Below are 21,990 nucleotides of genomic sequence, written 5' to 3'. Positions count from 1 at the left end.
TGCTATTTTTTAAGTGGAATATTTACGTCAAGCTAGGCTTTATTTTGTATTTATTCAGTGCAAATACCCGCAACAAATTTGTATTTCATTATAAAAAATCATGCCCTTGATGTAAGATAAAATCCATTACAGAGTATATGTATTTCGAGTGAATTTCCTAAATTCGAATACTTGATAAAAAAGGAAGCAAGCATGCAGCAAGAAGTCATCATTGTCGGTGGTGGTATGGTCGGTTTAAGTCTGGCACTCATGTTGGCCAAAGCCAAAATTGGCGTAAAACTTTTAGAAGCCATCAAATACCCAAATTATGATGATGCAAACCTTGCGCCTTATCACTCGAGTTTTGATGCACGAAACAGCGCTTTATCACGCCGTAGTGTACAAATTTATCAAGAATTGGGCTTGTGGGATGCATTACAAGAACATGCAGTTCCGATCTTAGAAGTGAATATTACAGAACAAGGTAGTTTTGGTAAGGCACGATTACTTGCAGATCAAGAGAAAGTCGAAAGCTTTGGACAAGTCATTGAAAATGCATGGTTAGGCCGTGTACTCCTTACGGAAGTTAAACAAGAACCATTGATTGAACTGATTGATGGTGTGCAAGTGACTTCACTCACGCAAGATGCAGACTTTGCTTATATTGAAGCTAAGCGTGGCGATTATACCCATAAATTACAAGCAAAAATCGTGATTGCAGCAGATGGTCGTGACTCATTTTGCCGTAAAGCCCTAGGCGTTGGCGCATCAGAACATGACTATGACCAAGTTGCGATTGTAACGACGGTACAAACTTCTAAACCGCATGGTCATGTAGGCTTTGAGCGCTTTAGTCCATTGGGGCCATTGGCATTATTGCCATTGCCAGGTGAATACCGCCGTTCAGTGGTATGGCCTGTTCCGAAAGGCACAGAACATGAATGGATTGGCGAAGACAAAGACCAACATTTCCTAGATGCTTTACAAGAAACCTACGGCGATCGTGCAGGAAAATTCCAAAAAACCGGTAAACGCTTTAGCTTTCCTTTGTCACAAGTGCTTGCAGAAAAACAAGCAGTGGGCCGTGTGGTATTAATGGGCAATGCTGCACATACCATTCACCCAGTTGCAGGTCAGGGCTTTAACCTGTGCATGCGAGATGCGCATGTCTTGGTGCGTTATTTAACTGAGCAAGTGGAAAAAAATGCCGATTTAGGCGAAGCAAATATGCTACAAGACTACGAAAAATCACGTCTCAAAGATCAGCAACGTGTCATTAAGTTCTGTGATTCTGTGGTACGTGGCTTTAGTAATCAAAATCCTATGCTGAAATTGATTCGCAACACAGGTTTAATGTGCTTTGAAAATATTCCGGGCATGAAGCAACTCGTAGCCAATTATGCGATGGGATTAAAATCATGAGTACATCAACACATGTTCTTGATGCTGTAATTGTCGGTGGCGGTTTAGTCGGCGGCTTAACGGCATTACTGTTGGCGCAAGGTGGTGTACAAGCAACTGTACTCGATGCTGCACCTATTTTAGATGCAGAAAAAACTTTAGCTGTAACCAATCCACGTGTATTGGCACTGAGCCAAGCGACTATTCATTTGCTTAAAACTGTAGGGGTATGGGACATATTGGCCCGTCAGCAACCTTATACAGGCATGCAAGTGTGGAATAAAAACGGCTATGGTGAAATTAACTTTGGTACATCGTCAGAGCAAACACCAAAAGTTGAATATGCCCTCGGTTCAATGGTGGAGCCGAGTATTTTGAATCTGGCTATTCAGCAAAAAATGTTAGCTACGCTTCACGATTACCGAACTCAAGTGAAAGTAAAACGCATTGAGCGCGGTGTAGGTGTTTGGTTAGTACACTTGGCAGATGGCACAACGCTACAGACCAAACTGCTGATTGGTGCAGATGGTGCAAACTCATTTGTTCGTGAGCAAGCTTTTATTGAGCTGGATGTACTTGACTATAAACAAGCAGGTTTAAGCTGTGGTATTCGTACGGCACAAAAAAATGCGCATGTTGCCCGTCAAATTTTCTTAGAAACTGGGCCTTTGGCGTTTTTACCCATGACCAGTTTAAAAGCTGAAGAAAATGGCCATTGGCAATCTATTGTGTGGACCTTGCCAGATGATTATGCAGAAGAATATGCCAAGCTATCCGATGCTGAATTTACAGCATTGCTCACTCGTGAAAGCCATCACATGCTGGGTGAAGTTTTAGAGGCAACAGCGCGGGCAACTTTTCCATTGAAAGCTCGTGCCGCACAGCAATATGTGCAAGATGGCTTGGCCCTCATTGGTGATGCTGCCCATGTGATACATCCATTGGCAGGTCAGGGTGTGAATATTGGTTGCTTAGATGCGGCCGTGTTATGTGATGTACTATTACATGACAAAGCGCGTGGCGTGTGGGCACATGAGCAAAGCCTCAAGCGTTATGAGCACCGCCGTAAAGGACAAAACGATGCCATGATGCATAGTATGTCTGCGATTGGTTGGATGGAAACCACACAACTTTTCCCTGTGGTCTGGGCGCGCAATTTTGGATTAAAGCAGGTTGAAAAATTACCAATGCTCAAAGATGCTTTTATGTCTCAAGCTAATGGCTTAGGGCTTTTAAAAGATACGCGTTATTCGGCTTAGCCTAAATTTGATATTTTTTAATCAATTGTTCATACAAGATTACGATTTTGGTTAAAAAAAATACAATTTTTAGATATTAGCCTCTAGGCGAAAAGCTCAGAGATTGCTAAATTCCTTCTAAATTGAGATTTAAATTTTACTTAAACATACAAGTCATTGGTGGGGAGATTTAAGATGACGGATATGAATGATTATGATGATGCAGAAGATTCTGCAGTTGATGATGATGAAGCGAAAGCCGCTGAAAAAGGCGCGTCAGATAGCGAAGATAGTGCATTAGACACAGATGTTGCCGAAGCGGAAACACTCACTGTAACGGCGAAGCAAAAGCAACGCGATGCTTTAGAAGATGAAGTCGCTGCGTTCTTAGCGCGTGGTGGTCGTATTACTGAAGTGCCACCAGACGAATCTGCGTCACGCGATTAAGTGCCAAAAAAGCCAAAAAACACCGCATTATGCGGTGTTTTTTTTCCTCATATTTTATCTGTTGTAGTGTTACGGTCGGACGAGTATGAGTGTTTTTTTGAATATTTGCGCCAAAGTGCAAATAAGGGATACAAGACCAAATGTGCGAATAAAAGAAACATACAATTGATAATAAAAGCTGCCCAATAGGGCGGTGCATGCATTGCACCCATACATGCAATAAAGCTTTGAAAGATAAGTACAGTACTTAAAAAAAGATAAGCATTATAGCGATGATGTGCCCAAAAAGGAGTGAATTTGAGCACATTGCCGATCAGAAAATAAATGGAATACAGTATACAAACCATAAAAACGGCATCAGGTGACGGGTCGACCAAATCCTCAAAGCGGTAATGTCGATACGGTCGTGTGCTATAAAAACCGATATGTAATAAACCTAAAATCCAAAATAGATTGAATGTGCAAATCGGGAGTACGCTTTTTATCATGATTTTCATGCGTAAAATAATTCTCAGTTTTTGTTTTTAGATAGCGTAAAACAAAATGCAGTAAGGTGACAGTGTAGCAGAATGAAATATTTAGCTTGCACTAGATCAAAACAAGAGAATATCTAAAATTAAAAAAAGCGTATGACTTTATAGGAAATACGCTTTTCATTTCGTTTGGATGTGCTGATGGCATCAGCTCTGCGCATGAAGAATGTTAATCTTCTTGCTGAGTGAGTTCTAAAGCACGTTGATAGGCCACTTTTTTCTTGATACCAGTTAAGTCTGCAGCCAATTGAGAAGCCGCTTTAACTGAAAGGTCTTGGAGCAAGCGTGTTAAAAGCTGATCTAGCTTTTCTTGTTCCAAGTCTTTTTCTTCAGTTGCACCGCCAATCACAAGTACAATTTCACCTTTTTGTTGGTGATGATCAGATTCAACAAAACCAACCAACTCACCCAAAGTCATTTTTTTAATGGTTTCAAATGTTTTGGTAATTTCGCGTGCAAAACCGACTGGACGATCAGCACCAAAGACTTCGGCCATATCTTTTACACAATCTAAAATACGGTGTGGTGCTTCATAAATAATCATGGTTTGTGTTTCGTCTTTCAGCTTATTTAAGGCATTTAGACGTTGTGACTGTTTAGAAGGTAAAAATCCTTCAAAACTAAAGCGGTCACTAGGTAGGCCTACAGCACTGAGGGCTGCAATGGCTGCACAGGCACCCGGCACAGGAATGACTTGGATGCCTTGTTCCTGAGCTGCACGAACTAGCTTAAAGCCAGGGTCACTAATCAGCGGTGTACCTGCATCACTAATCAGCGCCATGTTTTCACCATTCAACAAACGCTGAATAAGCTGTTCAATTTTATTGCTTTCATTGTGCTCATGACATGCAGTCAAAGGTGTTGGAATATTAAAGTGTTTGAGCAATTGTGCAGAAGTTCGTGTATCCTCAGCGGCAATAATATGAACAGACTTCAAAACGTTAATTGCACGATAACTAATATCATCTAAGTGCCCGATTGGAGTCGCAACAACAAATAACTGAGCACTCATAGGTTTCTCCATGTGGAATATAAGACCAAATAATAAAAATAAAATACTTGTGACCACCATTTTGGTGGGGGCAGTATCTTATGCCCAAGCAGAGGTATTGGTTATTTTACCTGAATCTGGCCCTATGGCGCGAGCTGCAAACAGTATTAAGCAAGGTTTCATGAGTGCTTATCAGGCATCAGGCTCAAAAGTGCCTGTAAAATTCGTAAATACTGATCAGACAAGTATGCCTGCACTATTGAAAAAAAATGTGAACGCCAAAACGCAAATGATTGTTGGGCCGTTGGCGAGATCAGAAGTGGATGCGCTTATTAAAGCAAAGCCGAAATTAAAAGTCTTGGCCTTAAATGAAGGGACATTGCAGGCAAGCAATGTGCTACAATTTAGCCTTGCAAAAAAAGATGATGCCAGCGCATTAGCCCGCGTGATGAAACAAGATCAGATCGAAGATATTTTAGTGCTGCGTCAGTCTGGAACAGAGTCTGAAAATGAACTATTTTTAATGGCCTTAATGACGAAAACTGAATTACCCATCCATGTGCTCGAACAGCAGCCGAAAACATTAAAAAAAGGCCAAGCCCTCGTATTACTTGGTAATAATGAATGGTTACTTAGTTTGAAGTCATTGCCGAAAAAAAATATTTACACTTTATCGAATGCCTTAGAGCAGCATAAACCTTTACCACTCGGGATAAAGTTTTGCGATGCACCAGCCTTGTTTGAACCCGATTGGGAAGATATGAAGCACGCATACGCACAACAAGCTGTAGGCTTGCCATACCAGCGCTTATTGGCCTTTGGCGGCGATGCATGGCAAATCAGTGCACTGTATTTAAAAACACCCAAAATGAAAACGGCCAATTTTGAAGGACGAACTGGGCAACTTAGTCTGAATGGGAACCAAATTCAGCGGATACCACATTGTTATGCCTATCAGGCCAAAGGGTTAAAGCAGGTTTAATGACTTTTTGATAACTGAAAAAACAAGATTTAATACATCGAGACTAAGTAGAAAAATGTGAGCTGAGCACCTTAAATGACACAGGCAAGGAAGTTAGGCCAATGGGCTGAAACTGAAGCAGTTAAAATTGCACACGAAGCGGGTTATACCTTAGTCCAAGCAAATTATCATAGTCGTTATGGTGAAATAGATTTAATTGTGCAAAAGGACCAAGACTTGGTATTTATTGAAGTCAAAGCACGATCACAAACCCATTATGCACAGGCAAGTGAAACCGTATCACTTAGCAAACAGCGCAAACTCATGCAAACGGCCTTAATATTTTTACAGCAATCACCACAATACAACGCATGTTATTGCCGTTTTGACGTGATTTGTTTTGATTTTTATCAACACTTTGCAAAATCCATACAGTATGACTTTTCAAAATGCCCTTATGATCAGCAGTGGATAGAAAATGCTTTTACTTTTGAGCAAGAGTTTATTACTCTTTGAACAAAATATACTGTGTAAATGCATAGATAGAATACGATCAAAAAATAGTGAAGGAGTCTTGCTGAGTGCTTAAACGTATTGCAATGACAATGTTTTGTGTAGCAAGTTTATCTGGCTGTGCAAGTTTTATTTCTGGTGGTACAGGGAGTGCACCTGTAGGGACGGAAAATGGCGCACGTTCTTTGGGTCAGGTCTTTATAGACTCATCTATTGTGCGCACTGCAAAAATTAACTTATATAAGCTCGACACACGCTTTAAGCAATCACGTGTCAATATTGAAAGTTTTCATGGCAATGTTTTGCTCACTGGCCAAGTACCAGACCAAGCTTTAAAGCAACTGGCTGAAGACAATGTCAGAGCCATGAGCGATGTAAAAACCATTCATAATTATATTACTGTAGGCAATCAAATTAGCTACGGCACCATTATGCAAGATACAGCAGTGACTGCGAATACACGTGCATTATTGATGAAAGCGCCAGTGGTTGCTGAAAGCAAAGTCCATGTGCATACCGAAGATGCAGTATTGTACGTAATGGGACGTTTAAACACGGCTGAGCTGAATGATTTGAATCAAGTGCTCCAGCAAGTGGGGAATGTCACTAAAATTGTGACCCTAATTGATAATGTTGACCAAGTTTCTTCGAGCTCACCTGCGGTTGCATCAAGTTTTGCACCGATGGTGAATGCCGTACCTGATACGCAAACTCCTGTTGCAATAGACCCTGATGCAGTAGAACCCAATGCCCCTTAAACAATTTTCGTCACATTTACAGCGTCTTAAAAGCCAGCTTGATCAAAAAACAGCGTTGGCTAAAGCTATATATCGAGATTTTCGTATTTATGACTTGGGGAGTTTTGCGCTCAACCGAATGACACCTAAATCGGGCTATACGGTACAACGCAACATTCCCTATGGTTTAAAAACTCGTCACCGTTTAGATTTGTACAAAGCCAAGCAATTGCGTGATTCACAGCCACTATTGGTTTTTGTACATGGTGGGGCTTGGATGCATGGTGATAAAAAAGAATATCACTTTGTGGGTGAGGCCTTTGCTAAAGAAGGCTTTAATGTGGCGGTAATAAATTACCATTTGGCACCTGAGCATATATTTCCAAGTTCAATTGATGATTTAACATTGGCATTGAATTTTTTAAATCAATCGAATCTGAAATTGAATATTGCAGTGGAAAATATAGTGCTTATGGGGCATTCAGCAGGGGCATTTAATGTGATGTCCGCGCTGTACCATCCTACGCCGTATCGTTTGCAAAATTTGCAGGCTATTCGAGCGATTATTGGCTTGGCTGGGCCTTATCACTTTGATTATAAAGGCGACCCGCTATGTGCGGATGCTTTTGATCAGAACATCCCGTATCAACAAGTGATGCCTTATTACTTTATTGAACAAAACCACGTGAAGCATTATCTGTTTACTGCGGAAAAAGACAATGTAGTCGGCCTAAGTAATAGTACAGATTTAAATGAAAAGCTTTTGGCTTTAGGTAATCACAGTCAATTGATACCTGTGCCTCGTGTAGGGCATATCACGATGATTGGCTCGGTTTCGAGTTTGTTTAGCCGATTCTTTAGTACTAAGCGTCAAATTTTGCAGGCTTTGGACGATGTTTTTAAATAGAGCATCCTAAACTCAGTTTTATTGTGACTTAGATTAGCATTTGAAGTGCAACACCATGTTGTTGCCATAATACCTGACTCGGACTTTTAAAGCCGAGTCTTTTTCTTGGCCGATGATTCAAGCGTTGAGTGATTTCTGAAATATATTCATCCGTATAGTCATTTAAATCACTGCCTTTTCTAATATATTGCCTGATTAAACCATTGGTATTTTCATTTGTACCACGTTGCCAAGCACTGTAAGGATCAGCGAAATACCACTCTATCCCTAATTCTCTAGCAGTATGCTCATGCAAGCTGAACTCCTTGCCATTATCTGCTGTCATTGTTTTTAGCTGATCTTTAACTGGATTCAATAAGCTGATTGTGGCTTGGCAAACTTCCTCTGCCTTGCGTGAACTACACTTTTTCAGCCAAAGATAACCCGTCTTCCTGTCTACAATCGAGACCAATGATTGCTGATGGTTCTTGCCTACAATCGTATCTATTTCCAGATCACCAAAGCGAGTCCGAAGCTCTATCTCTATAGGTCGATAATGAATGCTTTTACGATTGATCAGCTGACCACGGGTTTCAGGAGAGCCATATTTTCTCTTTCTTTGATTTCTGAAACGCAGGTTGTGAAAGAGTGTCCCACCCTTGCTTTTATCCTGTTGTATGAAGCGGTAGATGGAATGCAGACTAACTGAAACATGAGAAGCGATTTGCTCGGGACTCCATTGAATATCAAGATAAGAGATGACACGCATCCAAAGCTCATTAGGAATTGTTTTAGGGTTTGAACAATGCCGTCGTCGAGCCAATTTATGGGCATGTTGAGCGAAATAGCCATTTCTCGCTTTATTACGCAGAATTTCCCTAGAAATTGTTGAGGGAGAGCGATTTAAACGCAAAGCGATATAACGTTTGGAAAAACCTTCACGTAACAAGGTATAAATCTGATATCTTTCTTCTTGAGTAAGATGAGTATAGTTCATGATGCAACTTTGACTTTGGTCGGTCGGAAGCATAATGCTAACTCATCTTGCTTTCTTCCAATACATTAATCTCTGTTGCACTTCATTTGAGAATCTAAGTGATTAAAAAAACCGCTTCTGATGAGCGGTTTTTTTTCGATACCAGATCAATGATCTACAGGCTTTATAGCCATTCTTTGGTATCGTCAGCCGTGGTTGTGCCATGAATGACATGCATAATCATGGCATGTGCGATACTGCCTTTAAATGGAATTTCGGGTAATTGATCAAATTTAAAGAAGGCTGCATCGCTAATTTCTTCTTCTTGTAAGCATAGCTCACCAGATTCATATTCAGCTTTAAATGCAATCATCAGGTTACTGGGGAAGGGCCACGGTTGGCTGGCCAAGTATTGAATATTTTTGATTTTTAAACCGACTTCTTCTTCGGTTTCACGGCGTACTGCATCTTCGAGTGTTTCACCCACTTCTACAAAACCTGCAATTAAGCCGTACATTGGGCGGTATGCTCGTGCATTTTGAGCCAGTAGAATTTCATCTTTACCACGGGTAATAACCGTAATGACACATGGATTAACACGAGGATATTGATGATATTGGCATGCAGGGCAGACCATGGCATATTCAGTGGCATGAACTTCTGTTTTATGGCCACAATGGCTACAAAACTTATGATTACGACGCCATTCTAAAAGTTGAATTGCACGGCTGGCTTGTTCAAACTCTTTGACATTCCACAGCTGTAATAATTGGCGAATGGGAACGAGTTGATAGCCTGCGGGAATTTCATCTTGCTCTGTAAGATCACGGGCAATCACTTGATCACCCGTTTGAAGCCTCAGATCACTTGCTATACTTTCGACACGAGGAAGTTGAAATTGGTCATCAACCAATAATTGCTGTTGTTTAAAAATATAGGCAAGCGATAGATTTGACATTAGGCCACGGCTTTAAGTTTCTCACTACTGTCCAATGCTACCTGAAACATACTATGTAGAACAGGCTGTTTGTTTTTTAAATTTTCAATCAGCATGTCTGCACTTGCAAGGCCATCAAGTAGATGGTTAATTTCAGCTGCTTCAATTGCAGTAGAAGCCTCAACACGCGAAGAAACGAACTGTGCATTGGTATTTAGCGCAACTTGTCCTGTTTCGGCATTCAGGAACAGCATTGAACCACCAATTTCACGTAATTGAACTGCGACAGGCGCGAGACTCTGTAGGTCATTATTCTGTAAATATTGAACCAGTGTTTCGCTTGCTTGATCAATCAGTGCTTTGGTTTCGTTCAAGAGTACTTCATGTGCTTCATCTAAACGGTCGAGTGAAATATTCATGTTATTTACACGAAGTTGTAGACGGCTAGATGTGTGATGACGCTCTAAAACGCCAATTGAGTTCATGGCAGACAGAATGCAATTCATTAATTGCTGTGCAAAAGTCTCTTCTTTTAAGATTTCGCTTTGGCTTAATGAATTGGCCTGACGTTCTAAATCTTTATGCGCTTCATTTAAATTAAGTACTTTAAAGATATTTGCCAGTTCTAACAGCTTTGCTTGAAGTTCCTGAGTTTTTTCAGGTGACATATTTTGGTAGTTGAACTCGATATCGTTACGAATTTGCGCCATTTCAGTGGTCACAAGTTCGCTAATCGTGTGCATCGTACCAAAGTCAGGACCATATAAATGACGGCTAAACACTTGCAATTGCATGTCAGTTAACAGGTCTTCACCAATATTTAACTTGCCACGAATGTGCTGAGAAACTTCATCTTCTTGGCTAATACATAGACTTAAGATATTAGATAAATCAACTAGGCTCGCTTTAAAGCGCTCTGGCGAACTGAAGTACTGTGCAATATTGCGCTCAATAGACACCAGTGTGCGTAAACGTGGCTCATTAATCAGCAATTGATCAATTTGATTTAATGCCACAAACACCAAATTCCAATACTGTTTACTTGGGTGTTTTTCTGAAAGGCTGGCTAAATATGTCCCTACAATTTTTAATGCTTGTAAGTCGAGTTCGCTTTCTTCTTGCTTAATTAACTTGTTGAGTGACAATTTGTATAAGCGGTGCACGTATTTAGATTTTTCTAAAGTCGGTGCTTGAGGAAGATCAAAATCTGGTGTGATGCAATCGAGTAGTGATTCAATGTGCTGACCTTCAGTGGTCATTGGTTTACCCAAGCATGCTTCTAAGCGGTTGAGTGTATCCAACAAAAACTGCGGAATTTTTACTTCGCGTAAGCAAATAAACTCGATGTAGCGTTTTAACATGGTGGTGCCTTCGCTGAGTGCGATGACATCTTTGGTTTGAATTGTGGCAGGATTCCCCATGATCTTGCGCATCAATTCTGCTGAGTATTGAGCGATCTTTGCTAAACTTGCCATATCAATCAGTGCAAGTACTTGCGCACATTGTTCAAATTGATTAAGAGCGTCGTCAATACCGAAAGGAAGGGTTTGATCTTCGACTAAAGTGCTGACTGCTGATTCGACCAATTTGATCGAGTTATCAACCTCATTTTTTATTATCAGCAATGCTGTTGGATCAAAATGTATAGAGGTTTGGTAAGACATGGATCTGCACCTTTCCTAGTGTTTTCTCTTGTTTGTGAACCGCCATAAAAGGCGGACCATCTTTTATCTTTAACTATAACGTAAGTGTTAATGTTTTAAATACAAAAATATACTAGGAAATTTAGTTTTTATTTTGCAAAAAGGCAAGGCGTTCCATGTTTTTCTTCAAATTGTTTGATCCAATTCTCATGCGCTTCGAGTTCTTCAGCACTTGGAAGGATCACGGGTAAATCAATTTGAATCGATTGGCGACTGTTTTCACTCTGCGCATTTTCTGTGTGGGTGAGGGCATCAATATCAAAAGAGACCTGACCACCCGTCATGGCTAAGTATACGTCTGCTAGAATTTCAGCATCGAGCAAGGCACCGTGGAAGGTACGGTCACGTTGTACAATTTCGTAGCGTCGGCTCAGCGCATCCAACGAGTTTTTTTGCCCTGGATGTTTGGCTTTTGCCATTGCCAAGGTATCGGTTACGGCACAGACTTCTGAAAGCGCAGGGAAGCCCGCACGTTTAAACTCCATGTCTAAGAAGTTCATATCGAAGCTGGCGTTATGCGCAATAATTTCTGCACCTTTGAGATATTCAAACAGTGCAGGGGCAATTTCTTCGTATAGTGGTTTGTCTTTTAAGAAATCATCACTAATACCGTGGACATTTTCTGAGTCGCCGACGGGTTTAAGTGGCTTGATATAAATATGAATAGAACTACCGGTCAGTTTACGGTTGATCATTTCAATCGCGCCGACTTCAATAATACGGTCGCCATCTTGATAGTAAAAACCTGTGGTTTCGGTATCGAGAATCAGTTGGCGTGGGCCATGCGCTTCAATGCTAGGTGGGGTAACCATAATCATTGGATGCAGACCTTCAGCAGGTAAAATCACTGAACTTGAGTTTGCACTGAATGTGGTTGCAAGTGTGTTATTAGGCTGTGTGTTTTGAATGGACACAGGTGCTTCAGTTGTGTTTAAAGCAGGATCATTTTGCACGGCTTCAGGTGCAGTTTCTGTAACAGCTACAACTTCTGATGGTGGCTCAATTTCCGCTTCCCATTCTGACTCGTCTTCAGGTTCTTCTTCATCACTGCCAAGATCTAAACCAAAGGGATCATTTAAGAGCCAGTCGGGTTCAATTTTTTTTTTCGTTTCAGTTGCAGGAGCTTGTTTGAGCGCTAAAGCAGTGTTTTCTGCACCTAGATTCGCCAGTTGATCCGCCATTTCATTGCCTGGATGTCCTGCATGACCTTTGATCCAGTTCCATTCAATATCACGCCCTTGGCAAGTTGCGTCTAATTTTTTCCATAGATCTGGGTTTTTGACATCTTTCCAGTTTTTCTTTTTCCAGCCATGAATCCACTCTGTAATGCCTTGTTTGACATAGTTAGAGTCGGTCCAAATCACTAATTTAGCATCTGTTGGGCAGTGCAAAATACCTTCAATGGCTGCCGTAAGTTCCATGCGGTTATTGGTGGTTTCTGCTTCACCACCACAGATTTTTTCCTCAGCATTTTCGCCAATAATATATGCGCCCCAGCCACCCAATCCTGGGTTACCTTTGCAAGCGCCATCGACATAAAGCGTAATTGACTGAGCCATAAAAACTGAATCCGAATAAAAACATCAAAACTGAATGGCATATTGTATAACGCAAATCCATTCGATAGGTCTATATCAGGCTTATTTTTTAATTTCTTGTAACATTTATACTGAAATAGCGTTAAATTAACGCCTTGTGTCTGCGCCATGCTTCACTACAATGGCATATCAAAAAAAAATTTATACGAGATGTTCGGATTCTTTTATGTATAAACCAAGCAAGAACTGGTACGAGTTGACTTTGCCTGCATTATTCAAAATAACCGTTTTAGGATCGGCACTAGCAACCCTGGGTTTAGTGGGCTGTGCATCCTCGACCACAGCGACAAGTGCGCATAAGTCAAAAGTGGCAGGTTCGTCAGGTTTCTTAGATGCCAATAGCTTGGATGGCTTAGAAGATTTGTTATCTGCAACGGATATGCGTGCAGTGGAAGGTGATCGCCTATTGGTGCTCAAACATGGTGATGTTTGGAAGCGAATGACGGTCGGTTTCAAAATGGATTTAAACCATTGGGATTCGCGTATTGAAGCGCAGCGTGGTTGGTTCGCATCGCGTCAGCCCTATATTGACCGTTTAAGTGCGCGTGCGTCGCGTTATTTGTACCACACTGTAAAAGAAGCTGAACGCCGTGGTATGCCAACCGAGTTGGCGTTATTGCCAGTGATTGAAAGCTCGTATGACCCAGCAGCTACATCGAGTGCAGCAGCTGCGGGCTTATGGCAGTTTATTCCAAGTACAGGCCGTATTTATGGCTTAAAACAAACTACACAGTATGATGGCCGTCGTGATGTGGTGGAATCAACACGTGCAGCCTATGAGTTTTTAGGTAGCTTATATAATCAGTTTGGTTCTTGGGAATTGGCTTTGGCTGCTTACAACGCAGGCCCAGGTCGTATTCAGCAGGCGATTAACCGTAACCAAGCAGCAGGCTTACCAACGGATTATTGGTCATTAAAATTACCACAAGAAACCATGAACTATGTGCCACGCTTTTTGGCCGTTGCACAAATTATTAAAAATCCAAATGCGTATGGTGTGAGTCTTCCGCCGATTGCAAACCGTCCACACTTTAGAGAAGTGAGTGTTGGCGCGGCTAATTTAAATGAAATTTCTTCTGTAACAGGACTCAGCCGTGCGGAACTCTATGCATTGAACCCAGGTCATCGTGGGGATCAAATTGATGCAGCAAGTCCAATGAAGATTTTAATTCCTGCAGATATTAGCCCGTCAGTGGATGCAAAACTGAAAAAGTTATCTTCAGCATCGACAGGTTATTGGGCAGGTGGTGCAGCTTCAAGCCTGCCAAAGAACAACGTGACCATCACACCGTCTAAAGTGACACCGCCTGAGATGAACACGACAGTCATCACACCGTCTAAAGTAGCACCACCGGTGATTACGTCAACTCAAGCAAGCAAAACTACGCCACCAGCGCTAACTGCAAGTACAGTAACTAAGGGCAAACCGTTGTCGGTAACGCCACAAGGTTCATCTGCTTTGGCAGCCTTTGCAGCAAATACAGATATTCCAAGTGCACCGCGTATTCCTGTTGCGGTTAGCCCAAGTAAAGCCACGACAGTTAAAGTGACTGCTGAGCCTCCTGTAAGCACCAAAGAGCGTGAACAGATTATGGCGGCCATTAAGGCCGAAGGTGAAAATAAAACGGTTGATGAAGTTTTAAAACCTGTTGCGACTCAAGCAGAGCAAGCTGAGGTGGTTAAAGAGTTAAAAGCTTTGGCGCCACAAGGAACAGAAATTGTTGATCCCTATGATGGCAAAATTAAGCTGACAGCGATTCAAACCAGCCAATCGATTGCAGATCAACAAGGCAAAGAGCTGACCAAAGGCTTCGCTTATCCGAAGAGTGTTGCAGAGCAAACTGGCACTGACTCGGATGAAGCAAAACGCAACCAAGGCAAAAATGTCATTAAAACTGATTCTGAAATTGTTGTCGTAGCACCTAAGGGCAAACGCAGTACATATACCGTGCAGGCGGGTGATACCTTAGCGGTCATTGCCATGAAAAATGGTGTGAACTGGCGTGATGTCGCGAAGTGGAACCAAATGGATGCTGATGCCAAATTGTATGTTGGTACAAGTATTTATTTATATGACGCAAAACCGATTGTTGCTGAAGAGCCGAAAGCAAAAGTACAACCTGAGCATTATGTGGTGAAAGCCAATGATACGTTGACAGGTGTTGCAAGCCAATTTGGCTTGTCGGTAAAACAGCTGGCAGATTTCAATGGTTTAAATACGACTAGCGGTCTATTTGTAGGTCAAAAGTTGGCACTGAAAGAAACACCAGCATCAAAAGCAAAATTAGCTGCTGAAGCTAAAAAAGCTGAAACCGAAAGCAAAGTACAAAAAGTACAAACCAAAGTCTATACGGTGAAGCGTGGTGAATATTTAAAACTAATTGCTGACCGCTATGCTTTATCAAATCAGGAATTAGCAGACCTAACCTCGGGCCTCACAGCAGGCAGTAGTTTAATGGTTGGACAGAAAATTAATGTTCCATTAAACGAAGTTGAAAGTGCTTCAAGCAATTCAAATAAAGTTGAGTCGAAGCCAGAAACAAAGTCTGAACCAAGCTTTAAAACTGAAAGTTATAACGTCCAACGTGGCGATACCCTGTATAGCTTAGCCAACCAAAGCAAGATGACTGTTTCAGATTTTGCCAATTTAAATAATATTGCTGCAACAACCTCTTTACGTATTGGTCAGACGCTTAAAATCCCTGCATTAAATAAAGCACCAGAGCAATATACGGTGCAATCAGGTGATACGCTCAGCGCGATTGCAAATCGCTTTGAACTCAACATGGATGATATTGCGAGTTTAAATGGCTTTAGCCGTAATGCATCTTTGCGAGTAGGTCAGCGTTTAAAACTCACTGGTGAAGTGCCAGTGGCAGTAGTGAAAGCAGATCCACGTAAAGACAGCAAATCGGATACACGTGTAAGTAGTGGCGAAGCCAAAGATACGCATGTAGTGAAAGCGGGTGAAACATTGTCTGCGATTGCGCAAAAGTACCAGCTACAGTTGAGCTATTTAGCGGATTTAAACGGATTGTCACGTAATAGCACAGTACGTGTTGGGCAACGCTTGAAGATTGATGGTGATGTGCCTAAAGTAGAAGTCGATACACCCAAAACGAGTAAAGTAACGACACAGGCGAGCTCATCGTATAGCGGAAGCACTGAAAGCTATACAGTGAAGTCAGGCGAATCACTGAATGCGATTGCAAATCGTACGGGTGTGAGTGTTGCAGACTTGGCTGCGTTGAATAACCTAAATGCGCGTGCAGGTTTACGTGTCGGACAAAAAATTAATGTACCAAAGTTAGTCACGGAATACCGTATTAAACGCGGTGATACCTTGATTGGCTTGGCGAATCGCTATGGTTTGGATACTGCTGCTTTGGCTGATATGAATAATATGCAACCGAGCGCATCATTACGCATTGGTGATGTGATTAAAGTACCTAACTAAGCCAATACCGTGCAGGAAGCAACGTGAATAATTTATTTGCCAAGGGGCATCCTTATGTAATGGCACTTGGATGTGTCATGGCAATACAAGGGGCATGGGCTGCAACGCAGACCACGCCCTATATTGCAATTCATAGTCAGCCTTTATATGCCAACTTAGCGGCCATGCCGTATGCAAATGCTAAAGCGCCTAAAGGCGGTTATTTAAGTACAGCCAGCAATGGCACATTTGATAATCTTAATAGCATGAATGGTAAAGGGAGCTCTGCAGATGGCGTGAATTATCTATTTGATTCACTCATGAGCAGCTCTTTAGATGAGCCAGGGGTGATGTATCCCTTGCTTGCCACTAGTGCAACCTTTGACCCAAAAAAGACTTCGTATGTCATTTTTAATCTGAATCCTAAGGCTAGGTTTAGTGACGGTTCGACCGTTACTGCTGAGGACGTTAAATTCAGTTTTGATGCTTATCAAACCAAGTCAAATCCAGGTTTACAAATGTACTTGGCAGATTTAGCAAAAACAGAAGTGTTGTCTAAGCATCAAGTCAAAATGAGTTTTAAGTCGGACAACAATGCAGAAATGCCACTGATTTTGTCGCAGTTGCCGATTTACTCCAAAAAAGACTGGGCCAAAAAAGATTTTACCCGCATCAGCATGCAGCCGATTTTAGGCTCAGGGCCTTATGTGTTGGATAAAATTGATGCAGGACGTAGCTTGAGCTATAAGCGCAATCCAAACTATTGGGCTAAAGATTTGCCAGTCAACAAAGGCCGTTATAATTTTGATCGTTTAAAGTATGTGTATTACCGTAATTTAGACATTGCCTTTGAAGGGTTTAAGTCGGGTCAATACACCTTGCATGAAGAGTTCACCGCACGAAAATGGGTGACGGCTTATAATTTTCCAGCAGTTAAAGATGGCATGGTGGTGAAATACCGCTTTAAGCACAATAACCCGATTGCGACACAAAGTTTTGTATTTAATACCCGCCGTAGCCCTTTTCAGGATATTCGCCTGCGGCAGGCTTTAACGTATGCCTATGATTTTGAATGGCAAAATAAGGCGCTGTTTTATGGACAATATACACGTCTGCAAAGTTATTTTAGCAATAGTGAATTAGAAGCCAAAGGTGTGCCGTCAGCAGCTGAAATGGCGGTGCTCAAACCCTTGCTGGCAAAACTTGATCCGATTCAACGTGCTGGCGTATTAAAAAATTGGAAGTATCCAGTTTCGGATGCCAGTGGCTTTAACCGCAATAATTTATTGATTGCGCGTCAGTTGTTACTCAATGCAGGCTATAAATATAAAAATGGCTATCTGCTGGATAAAAAAGGCCAGACCATTCAGATTGAGTTTTTAATTCATCAAGATGGCTTGCAGCGTACGCTGATGCCATTTGTACGCAATATGAAGCGTTTGGGTATACAGGTGAATATCCGTCAAGTAGATGTACCTCAATATATCGAACGTATGCGTAGCAAAGATTTTGATATGACTACGACGGTAATGCCTCAATCTTTAAGCCCAGGCAATGAACAGGCGCAGTTCTGGGGAAGTGCATCGGCGGATCAGCCTGGGAACTACAATTATGCCGGGATTAAAAATCCAGTCATTGATGCTATGGTCGAACAGGTGATTCGAGCGCCAGATCGGTCAGCCTTGGTGACGCGTACGCGGGTTTTAGATCGTTTGCTACGAGCAGGTTATTATCAAATTCCAACTTATGGCAAAGGAGAAAACTGGCTCGCGTATTGGAATATGTATCAGCAGCCTACAGTCAAGCCAAAGTTATCGACAGGTATAGATTACTGGTGGAGTGACGCAGTGCAAGCGCAAAAGGTTGCTAGCTATTTGCGTAAGCAATAAGCCCAAAGTAAAAGGAATAACATCATGGGCACTTATATTTTAAAACGGCTGTTGCTGATTATCCCAACGCTGTTGGCGATTTTACTGATTAACTTTGTGGTGATTCAGATTGCACCCGGTGGACCAGTAGAACAAGCGATTCAACAGGCTGAGTCTTTTCAGGGGATGGGCACGGGCGGTGGTGGAGAAACTGCACAAGACACCAGCAAATACCAAGGTGCTAAAGGCTTAAGTGAAGAGATGGTGCAAAAGATCGAAGCGCAATATGGTTTCGATCAGCCTGCACATATTCGTTTTTGGAATATGCTCAAAGGTTATGCCACTTTAGATTTTGGCACCAGCTTTTTTAAAGATAAGCCTGTGACCCAATTGTTGTGGGAAAAGCTTCCAGTGTCTTTATCTTTGGGGCTGTGGAGCACGTTGTTGATTTATTTGGTGTCTATTCCATTAGGTATTAAAAAAGCGCGTCAGCATGGCTTAGTTTTTGATAAAGCAACATCGCTTTTGTTAGCTGTGGGCTATGCAATTCCTGCTTTTGCTTTCGCAATTCTGCTGATTGTGTTTTTTGCAGGTGGCTCTTATTTTCAATGGTTCCCATTACAGGGCTTGGTTTCGGAAAACTTTGCTGAATTGAGTCTGTTTGGAAAAATTGCAGACTATTTCTGGCACATGACCTTGCCTTTGCTGGCGATGGTGATTGGCGGTTTTGCAGGGCTGACCTATTTGACCAAATATTCATTTATGGAAGAGCTGAATAAACAATATGTGCTGGCAGCGCGCTCTAAAGGCTTAACTGAGTCTCGTGTGCTGTATGGGCATGTGTTCCGTAATGCCATGTTAATTGTGATTGCGGGCTTACCAGAAGCACTCATTGGCATCTTCTTTGTGGGTAATTTATTTATTGAAATTATTTTCAATTTAGATGGACTCGGCTTGCTTGGCTTTGAAGCCATTGTGCAACGAGATTATCCAGTGATTTTTGGTACCTTATTTATTTTCACCTTGTTGGGCTTAATCCTGCGTTTGATTAGTGATGTGCTGTATCAGGTGATTGATCCGCGGATTAACTTTGAATCACGGGGGGCAAAATAATGTCTCCGATTATGCAGGCACGTTTAAAGCGATTTAAAGCAAATAAATTAGGTTTTGGCTGTTTTATTCTTTTTGCGATTATTTTTGTGCTGTCATTGGGTGCAGAGCTGATTGCCAATGATAAGCCACTGCTGGTGAAATACGGCAGCAGTTTGTATTTGCCAGCTTTTAAAAGCTATCCAGAAACTGAATTTGGCGGTGTATTTGAAACCGAAGCAGATTATAAAGACCCAGCAGTGCAGCAGCTGATTGAAGAAAAAGGCTGGGCTGTGTGGCCCATCAATCATTTTTCTTATCAAACACCCAACTTAGAACTGGCTGTACCTGTGCCGTCAGCACCGACGTCACAAAATTGGCTTGGTACAGATGACCAAGGCCGTGATGTGCTGGCGCGTATTTTATACGGCCTGCGAGTGTCACTGCTGTTCGGTTTTGCTTTAACGTTGGCTTCTGCAGTGCTGGGCATTATTGTTGGTGCGGTGCAGGGCTATTACGGTGGCTGGATTGATTTGATTGGACAGCGGATATTAGAAGTGTGGGGTGGTTTGCCAATGCTGTTCATGGTGATGATTTTGGTCAGCATGTTTACCCCAAGCGTGTACTGGTTGTTTGTCATTATGCTGCTATTTGGCTGGACGGCATTGGTCGGATTGGTACGGGCTGAATTTTTACGCGCGCGTAATTTTGATTATGTACGGGCTGCGCGCAGTTTGGGGGTGTCGGACCGAACCATTATTTTTCGGCATATTTTACCTAATGCCATGAGTTCGAGCTTGTCGCAGCTGCCGTTTATGCTCACGGCAAATATTACCGCTTTAACTGCCTTAGATTTTTTGGGTTATGGTTTGCCACCCGATGCAGCTTCTTTAGGTGAGCTACTGTTACAAGGCAAAAATAATTTAAATGCGCCGTGGCTGGCTCTTTCAGGCTTTTTCACCTTGGCGATTGTATTGTCATTATTGATTTATATTGGGGAGGCGGCGCGAGATGCATTCGATCCAAGACGTCAATAAAACACAACAGAACAGCATACTTTCAGTTCAACAGCTGAGCATTCATAACGAAGCACAGCCTTTGGTGCAAAAGCTAAGTTTTGAGCTGGCAGCGGGCGAAACACTGGCCATAGTGGGCGAAAGTGGGTCTGGAAAATCCATTAGCAGTTTGGCTGTATTGGGTTTATTACCGAAAAATTTACAGCTGAGTGGGCAGGCGCTACTGAATGGTCAAAATCTGCTGACTATGCCTCAGCCTCAGTTGCGGTGTATACGTGGTGATAAAATCGCGATGATTTTTCAAGAGCCAATGACTGCCCTGAATCCGCTGCACCGAGTAGAAAAAATTATTGGTGAAAGTCTATTGCTACGTGGTTGGTCGAAAGCCAAAACCCGTGAGCGGGTGATTGAACTGCTACATGATGTAGGCATACCAGAACCTGAAGAAAAACTAAAGCGCTATCCACACGAGTTATCTGGTGGTCAGCGTCAACGCGTTATGATTGCCATGGCATTGGCGCTCGATCCGGATATTTTAATTGCCGATGAACCGACGACTGCTTTGGATGTGACACTGCAGGCGCAAATATTAAAGCTACTCAAATCACTGCAGCAAAGTCGTAAAATGGCGATGATTTTAATCAGCCATGATTTAAATTTGGTGCGTCAATATGCGGATCAAGTGATCGTGATGTATCAAGGCCAAGTTGTGGAACAAGGTGCGGTTGAGCAGATTTTTAATGCACCTGCGCAGAATTACACCAAAGATTTGCTGAATCATGATTTTGGTGAGGCCTTAAGGCTAGATCCACAGCCTGCGGTGCTGGAGTTGTCTGATGTTGGGGTGAAATTTCCCATCAAGCAAGGTCTGCTCAATCGGGTAAAAGATTATTTTGTTGCGGTAGAACCATTAAGCATGGCGCTACAACAGGGGCAGTCGATTGGCATTGTGGGGGAAAGTGGTTCGGGTAAAAGCTCGCTGGCTTTGGCAGTTGCACGTTTAATAGATGCAGATGGGCAAATACTGCTACAAGGCCAAGATCTGAATCGGCTGTCGGAAAAGCAACTGCGTCCGTTGCGTAGTGATTTTCAAATTGTATTTCAAGATCCGTTCAGCAGTTTAAATCCACGTTTAAATGTCGAGCAAACCATTGGTGAAGGTTTGTCGCTCAAGCGGATGTCCAAAGTAGAAATACAGCAGCGTATAGATGAAGCTTTGCAAAAAGTAGAGCTACCCGTGTCGTTTAAATTGCGTTATCCGCATGAGCTATCTGGCGGGCAACGACAACGGATTGCCTTGGCACGGGCGTTGGTGTTGCAGCCGAAAGTGTTAATTTTGGATGAGCCGACTTCTGCGCTTGACCGTACTACACAGCGTGCGATTGTGCGATTACTCCGTCGTTTGCAACAGGAATATCAAATGAGCTATTTGTTTATTAGCCATGACTTGCAAGTGGTGAAAGCACTGTGCCAAAAAGTACTGGTACTGCATCATGCCAAAGTGATGGAGTTTCAAGAAACAGCACAGCTCTTTGCACAGCCACAGACGGATTACACCCGTAAATTGATAGAAGCCAGTCAGTATTAATTGAATTAAGCTAATTTGACAATATAAATTGTCTATCTGCTATTGACGCTGAGTAGAATACGTTTAGAGTAAAAGCACTATTTAAAGAATAAT

17 protein-coding genes are annotated in these 21,990 nt (G+C 42.2%); 12 read left to right on the top strand and 5 right to left on the bottom strand.

All coding sequences use genetic code 11. The features are described from left to right. Positions 1-192 precede the first annotated feature (192 nt). The 3 genes from ubiH to C9E88_RS11725 all read left to right on the top strand — a co-directional run bounded on the left by ubiH (position 193) and on the right by C9E88_RS11725 (position 3,065). Complete coding sequence (gene ubiH / locus C9E88_RS11735) at positions 193-1,401, top strand: 2-octaprenyl-6-methoxyphenyl hydroxylase (protein ID WP_106986122.1); 1,209 nt, start codon at positions 193-195, stop codon at positions 1,399-1,401. Beyond that, positions 1,398-2,639: an FAD-dependent monooxygenase gene (locus C9E88_RS11730; RefSeq protein ID WP_106986121.1), complete on the top strand. Its 1,242-nt coding sequence runs from the start codon at positions 1,398-1,400 to the stop codon at positions 2,637-2,639. Before ubiH ends, C9E88_RS11730 begins: the two co-directional genes overlap by 4 nt. A gap of 174 nt (positions 2,640-2,813) precedes the next feature. Beyond that, entirely contained in the window at positions 2,814-3,065 is a 252-nt protein-coding gene (locus tag C9E88_RS11725) for a hypothetical protein (RefSeq protein ID WP_106986120.1), read from the top strand. 702 nt (positions 3,066-3,767) lie between these two features. Here C9E88_RS11725 and rsmI read toward each other — a convergent pair. After that, positions 3,768-4,610 (bottom strand): 16S rRNA (cytidine(1402)-2'-O)-methyltransferase, encoded by an 843-nt coding sequence (gene rsmI, locus C9E88_RS11720; protein WP_106986153.1) that lies wholly within the window; start codon positions 4,608-4,610, stop codon positions 3,768-3,770. Positions 4,611-4,620: 10 nt separating this feature from the next. Between rsmI and C9E88_RS11715 the strand changes: the two genes are divergently transcribed. The 4 genes from C9E88_RS11715 (at position 4,621) to C9E88_RS11700 (ending at position 7,707) form a co-directional block, all read left to right on the top strand. Beyond that, on the top strand, positions 4,621-5,571 hold the full coding sequence (locus C9E88_RS11715; protein ID WP_106986119.1) for a penicillin-binding protein activator: 951 nt from the start codon (positions 4,621-4,623) through the stop codon (positions 5,569-5,571). A gap of 75 nt (positions 5,572-5,646) precedes the next feature. After that, positions 5,647-6,066, top strand: coding sequence for a YraN family protein (locus C9E88_RS11710; protein ID WP_106986118.1), 420 nt, complete (start codon positions 5,647-5,649; stop codon positions 6,064-6,066). A 65-nt stretch (positions 6,067-6,131) separates the two neighbouring features. Beyond that, complete coding sequence (locus tag C9E88_RS11705; protein ID WP_106986117.1) at positions 6,132-6,821, top strand: BON domain-containing protein; 690 nt, start codon at positions 6,132-6,134, stop codon at positions 6,819-6,821. Further along, the gene (locus C9E88_RS11700; RefSeq protein ID WP_106986116.1) at positions 6,811-7,707 is read left to right on the top strand and encodes an alpha/beta hydrolase; all 897 of its coding nucleotides are present in this window, start codon (positions 6,811-6,813) and stop codon (positions 7,705-7,707) included. Before C9E88_RS11705 ends, C9E88_RS11700 begins: the two co-directional genes overlap by 11 nt. A gap of 28 nt (positions 7,708-7,735) precedes the next feature. Here the strand turns inward: C9E88_RS11700 and C9E88_RS11695 are convergent, their stop codons facing one another. From C9E88_RS11695 to dnaQ, 4 genes are all read right to left on the bottom strand, one after another. Continuing rightward, positions 7,736-8,683 (bottom strand): IS30 family transposase, encoded by a 948-nt coding sequence (locus C9E88_RS11695; protein WP_162368824.1) that lies wholly within the window; start codon positions 8,681-8,683, stop codon positions 7,736-7,738. A gap of 163 nt (positions 8,684-8,846) precedes the next feature. Further along, a complete protein-coding gene (gene nudC / locus C9E88_RS11690) occupies positions 8,847-9,620 on the bottom strand; it encodes an NAD(+) diphosphatase (protein ID WP_106985839.1) in 774 nt (257 codons plus the stop codon). Further along, on the bottom strand, positions 9,620-11,263 hold the full coding sequence (locus C9E88_RS11685) for a chemotaxis protein (protein ID WP_106985840.1): 1,644 nt from the start codon (positions 11,261-11,263) through the stop codon (positions 9,620-9,622). Before C9E88_RS11685 ends, nudC begins: the two co-directional genes overlap by 1 nt. Positions 11,264-11,391: 128 nt before the next feature. Next, positions 11,392-12,861, bottom strand: a complete 1,470-nt coding sequence (gene dnaQ / locus C9E88_RS11680) for a DNA polymerase III subunit epsilon (protein ID WP_106985841.1) — start codon at positions 12,859-12,861, stop codon at positions 11,392-11,394. A 205-nt stretch (positions 12,862-13,066) separates the two neighbouring features. Between dnaQ and C9E88_RS11675 the strand changes: the two genes are divergently transcribed. From C9E88_RS11675 to C9E88_RS11655, 5 genes are read left to right on the top strand one after another with little or no spacing between them, the layout of a single operon-like run. Continuing rightward, positions 13,067-16,357 carry a lytic transglycosylase gene (locus tag C9E88_RS11675; protein WP_106985842.1) on the top strand — a complete coding sequence of 1,097 codons (3,291 nt, stop codon included), beginning with the start codon at positions 13,067-13,069 and terminating at the stop codon, positions 16,355-16,357. A gap of 59 nt (positions 16,358-16,416) precedes the next feature. After that, on the top strand, positions 16,417-18,225 hold the full coding sequence (locus tag C9E88_RS11670; RefSeq protein ID WP_106985871.1) for an extracellular solute-binding protein: 1,809 nt from the start codon (positions 16,417-16,419) through the stop codon (positions 18,223-18,225). A 24-nt stretch (positions 18,226-18,249) separates the two neighbouring features. Further along, entirely contained in the window at positions 18,250-19,317 is a 1,068-nt protein-coding gene (locus C9E88_RS11665) for a microcin C ABC transporter permease YejB (protein ID WP_106985843.1), read from the top strand. Beyond that, positions 19,317-20,330, top strand: a complete 1,014-nt coding sequence (locus C9E88_RS11660) for an ABC transporter permease (RefSeq protein ID WP_106985844.1) — start codon at positions 19,317-19,319, stop codon at positions 20,328-20,330. Before C9E88_RS11665 ends, C9E88_RS11660 begins: the two co-directional genes overlap by 1 nt. Then, positions 20,305-21,897 (top strand): ABC transporter ATP-binding protein, encoded by a 1,593-nt coding sequence (locus C9E88_RS11655; protein ID WP_106985845.1) that lies wholly within the window; start codon positions 20,305-20,307, stop codon positions 21,895-21,897. Before C9E88_RS11660 ends, C9E88_RS11655 begins: the two co-directional genes overlap by 26 nt. Positions 21,898-21,990: the final 93 nt, after the last annotated feature.

It is taken from the genome of Acinetobacter cumulans (genome assembly GCF_003024525.3).
Lineage (GTDB): Bacteria > Pseudomonadota > Gammaproteobacteria > Pseudomonadales > Moraxellaceae > Acinetobacter > Acinetobacter cumulans.
The sequence above is the reverse complement of the archived record's forward strand: the minus strand, read 5'-3'. Positions and strand labels throughout refer to the sequence as shown.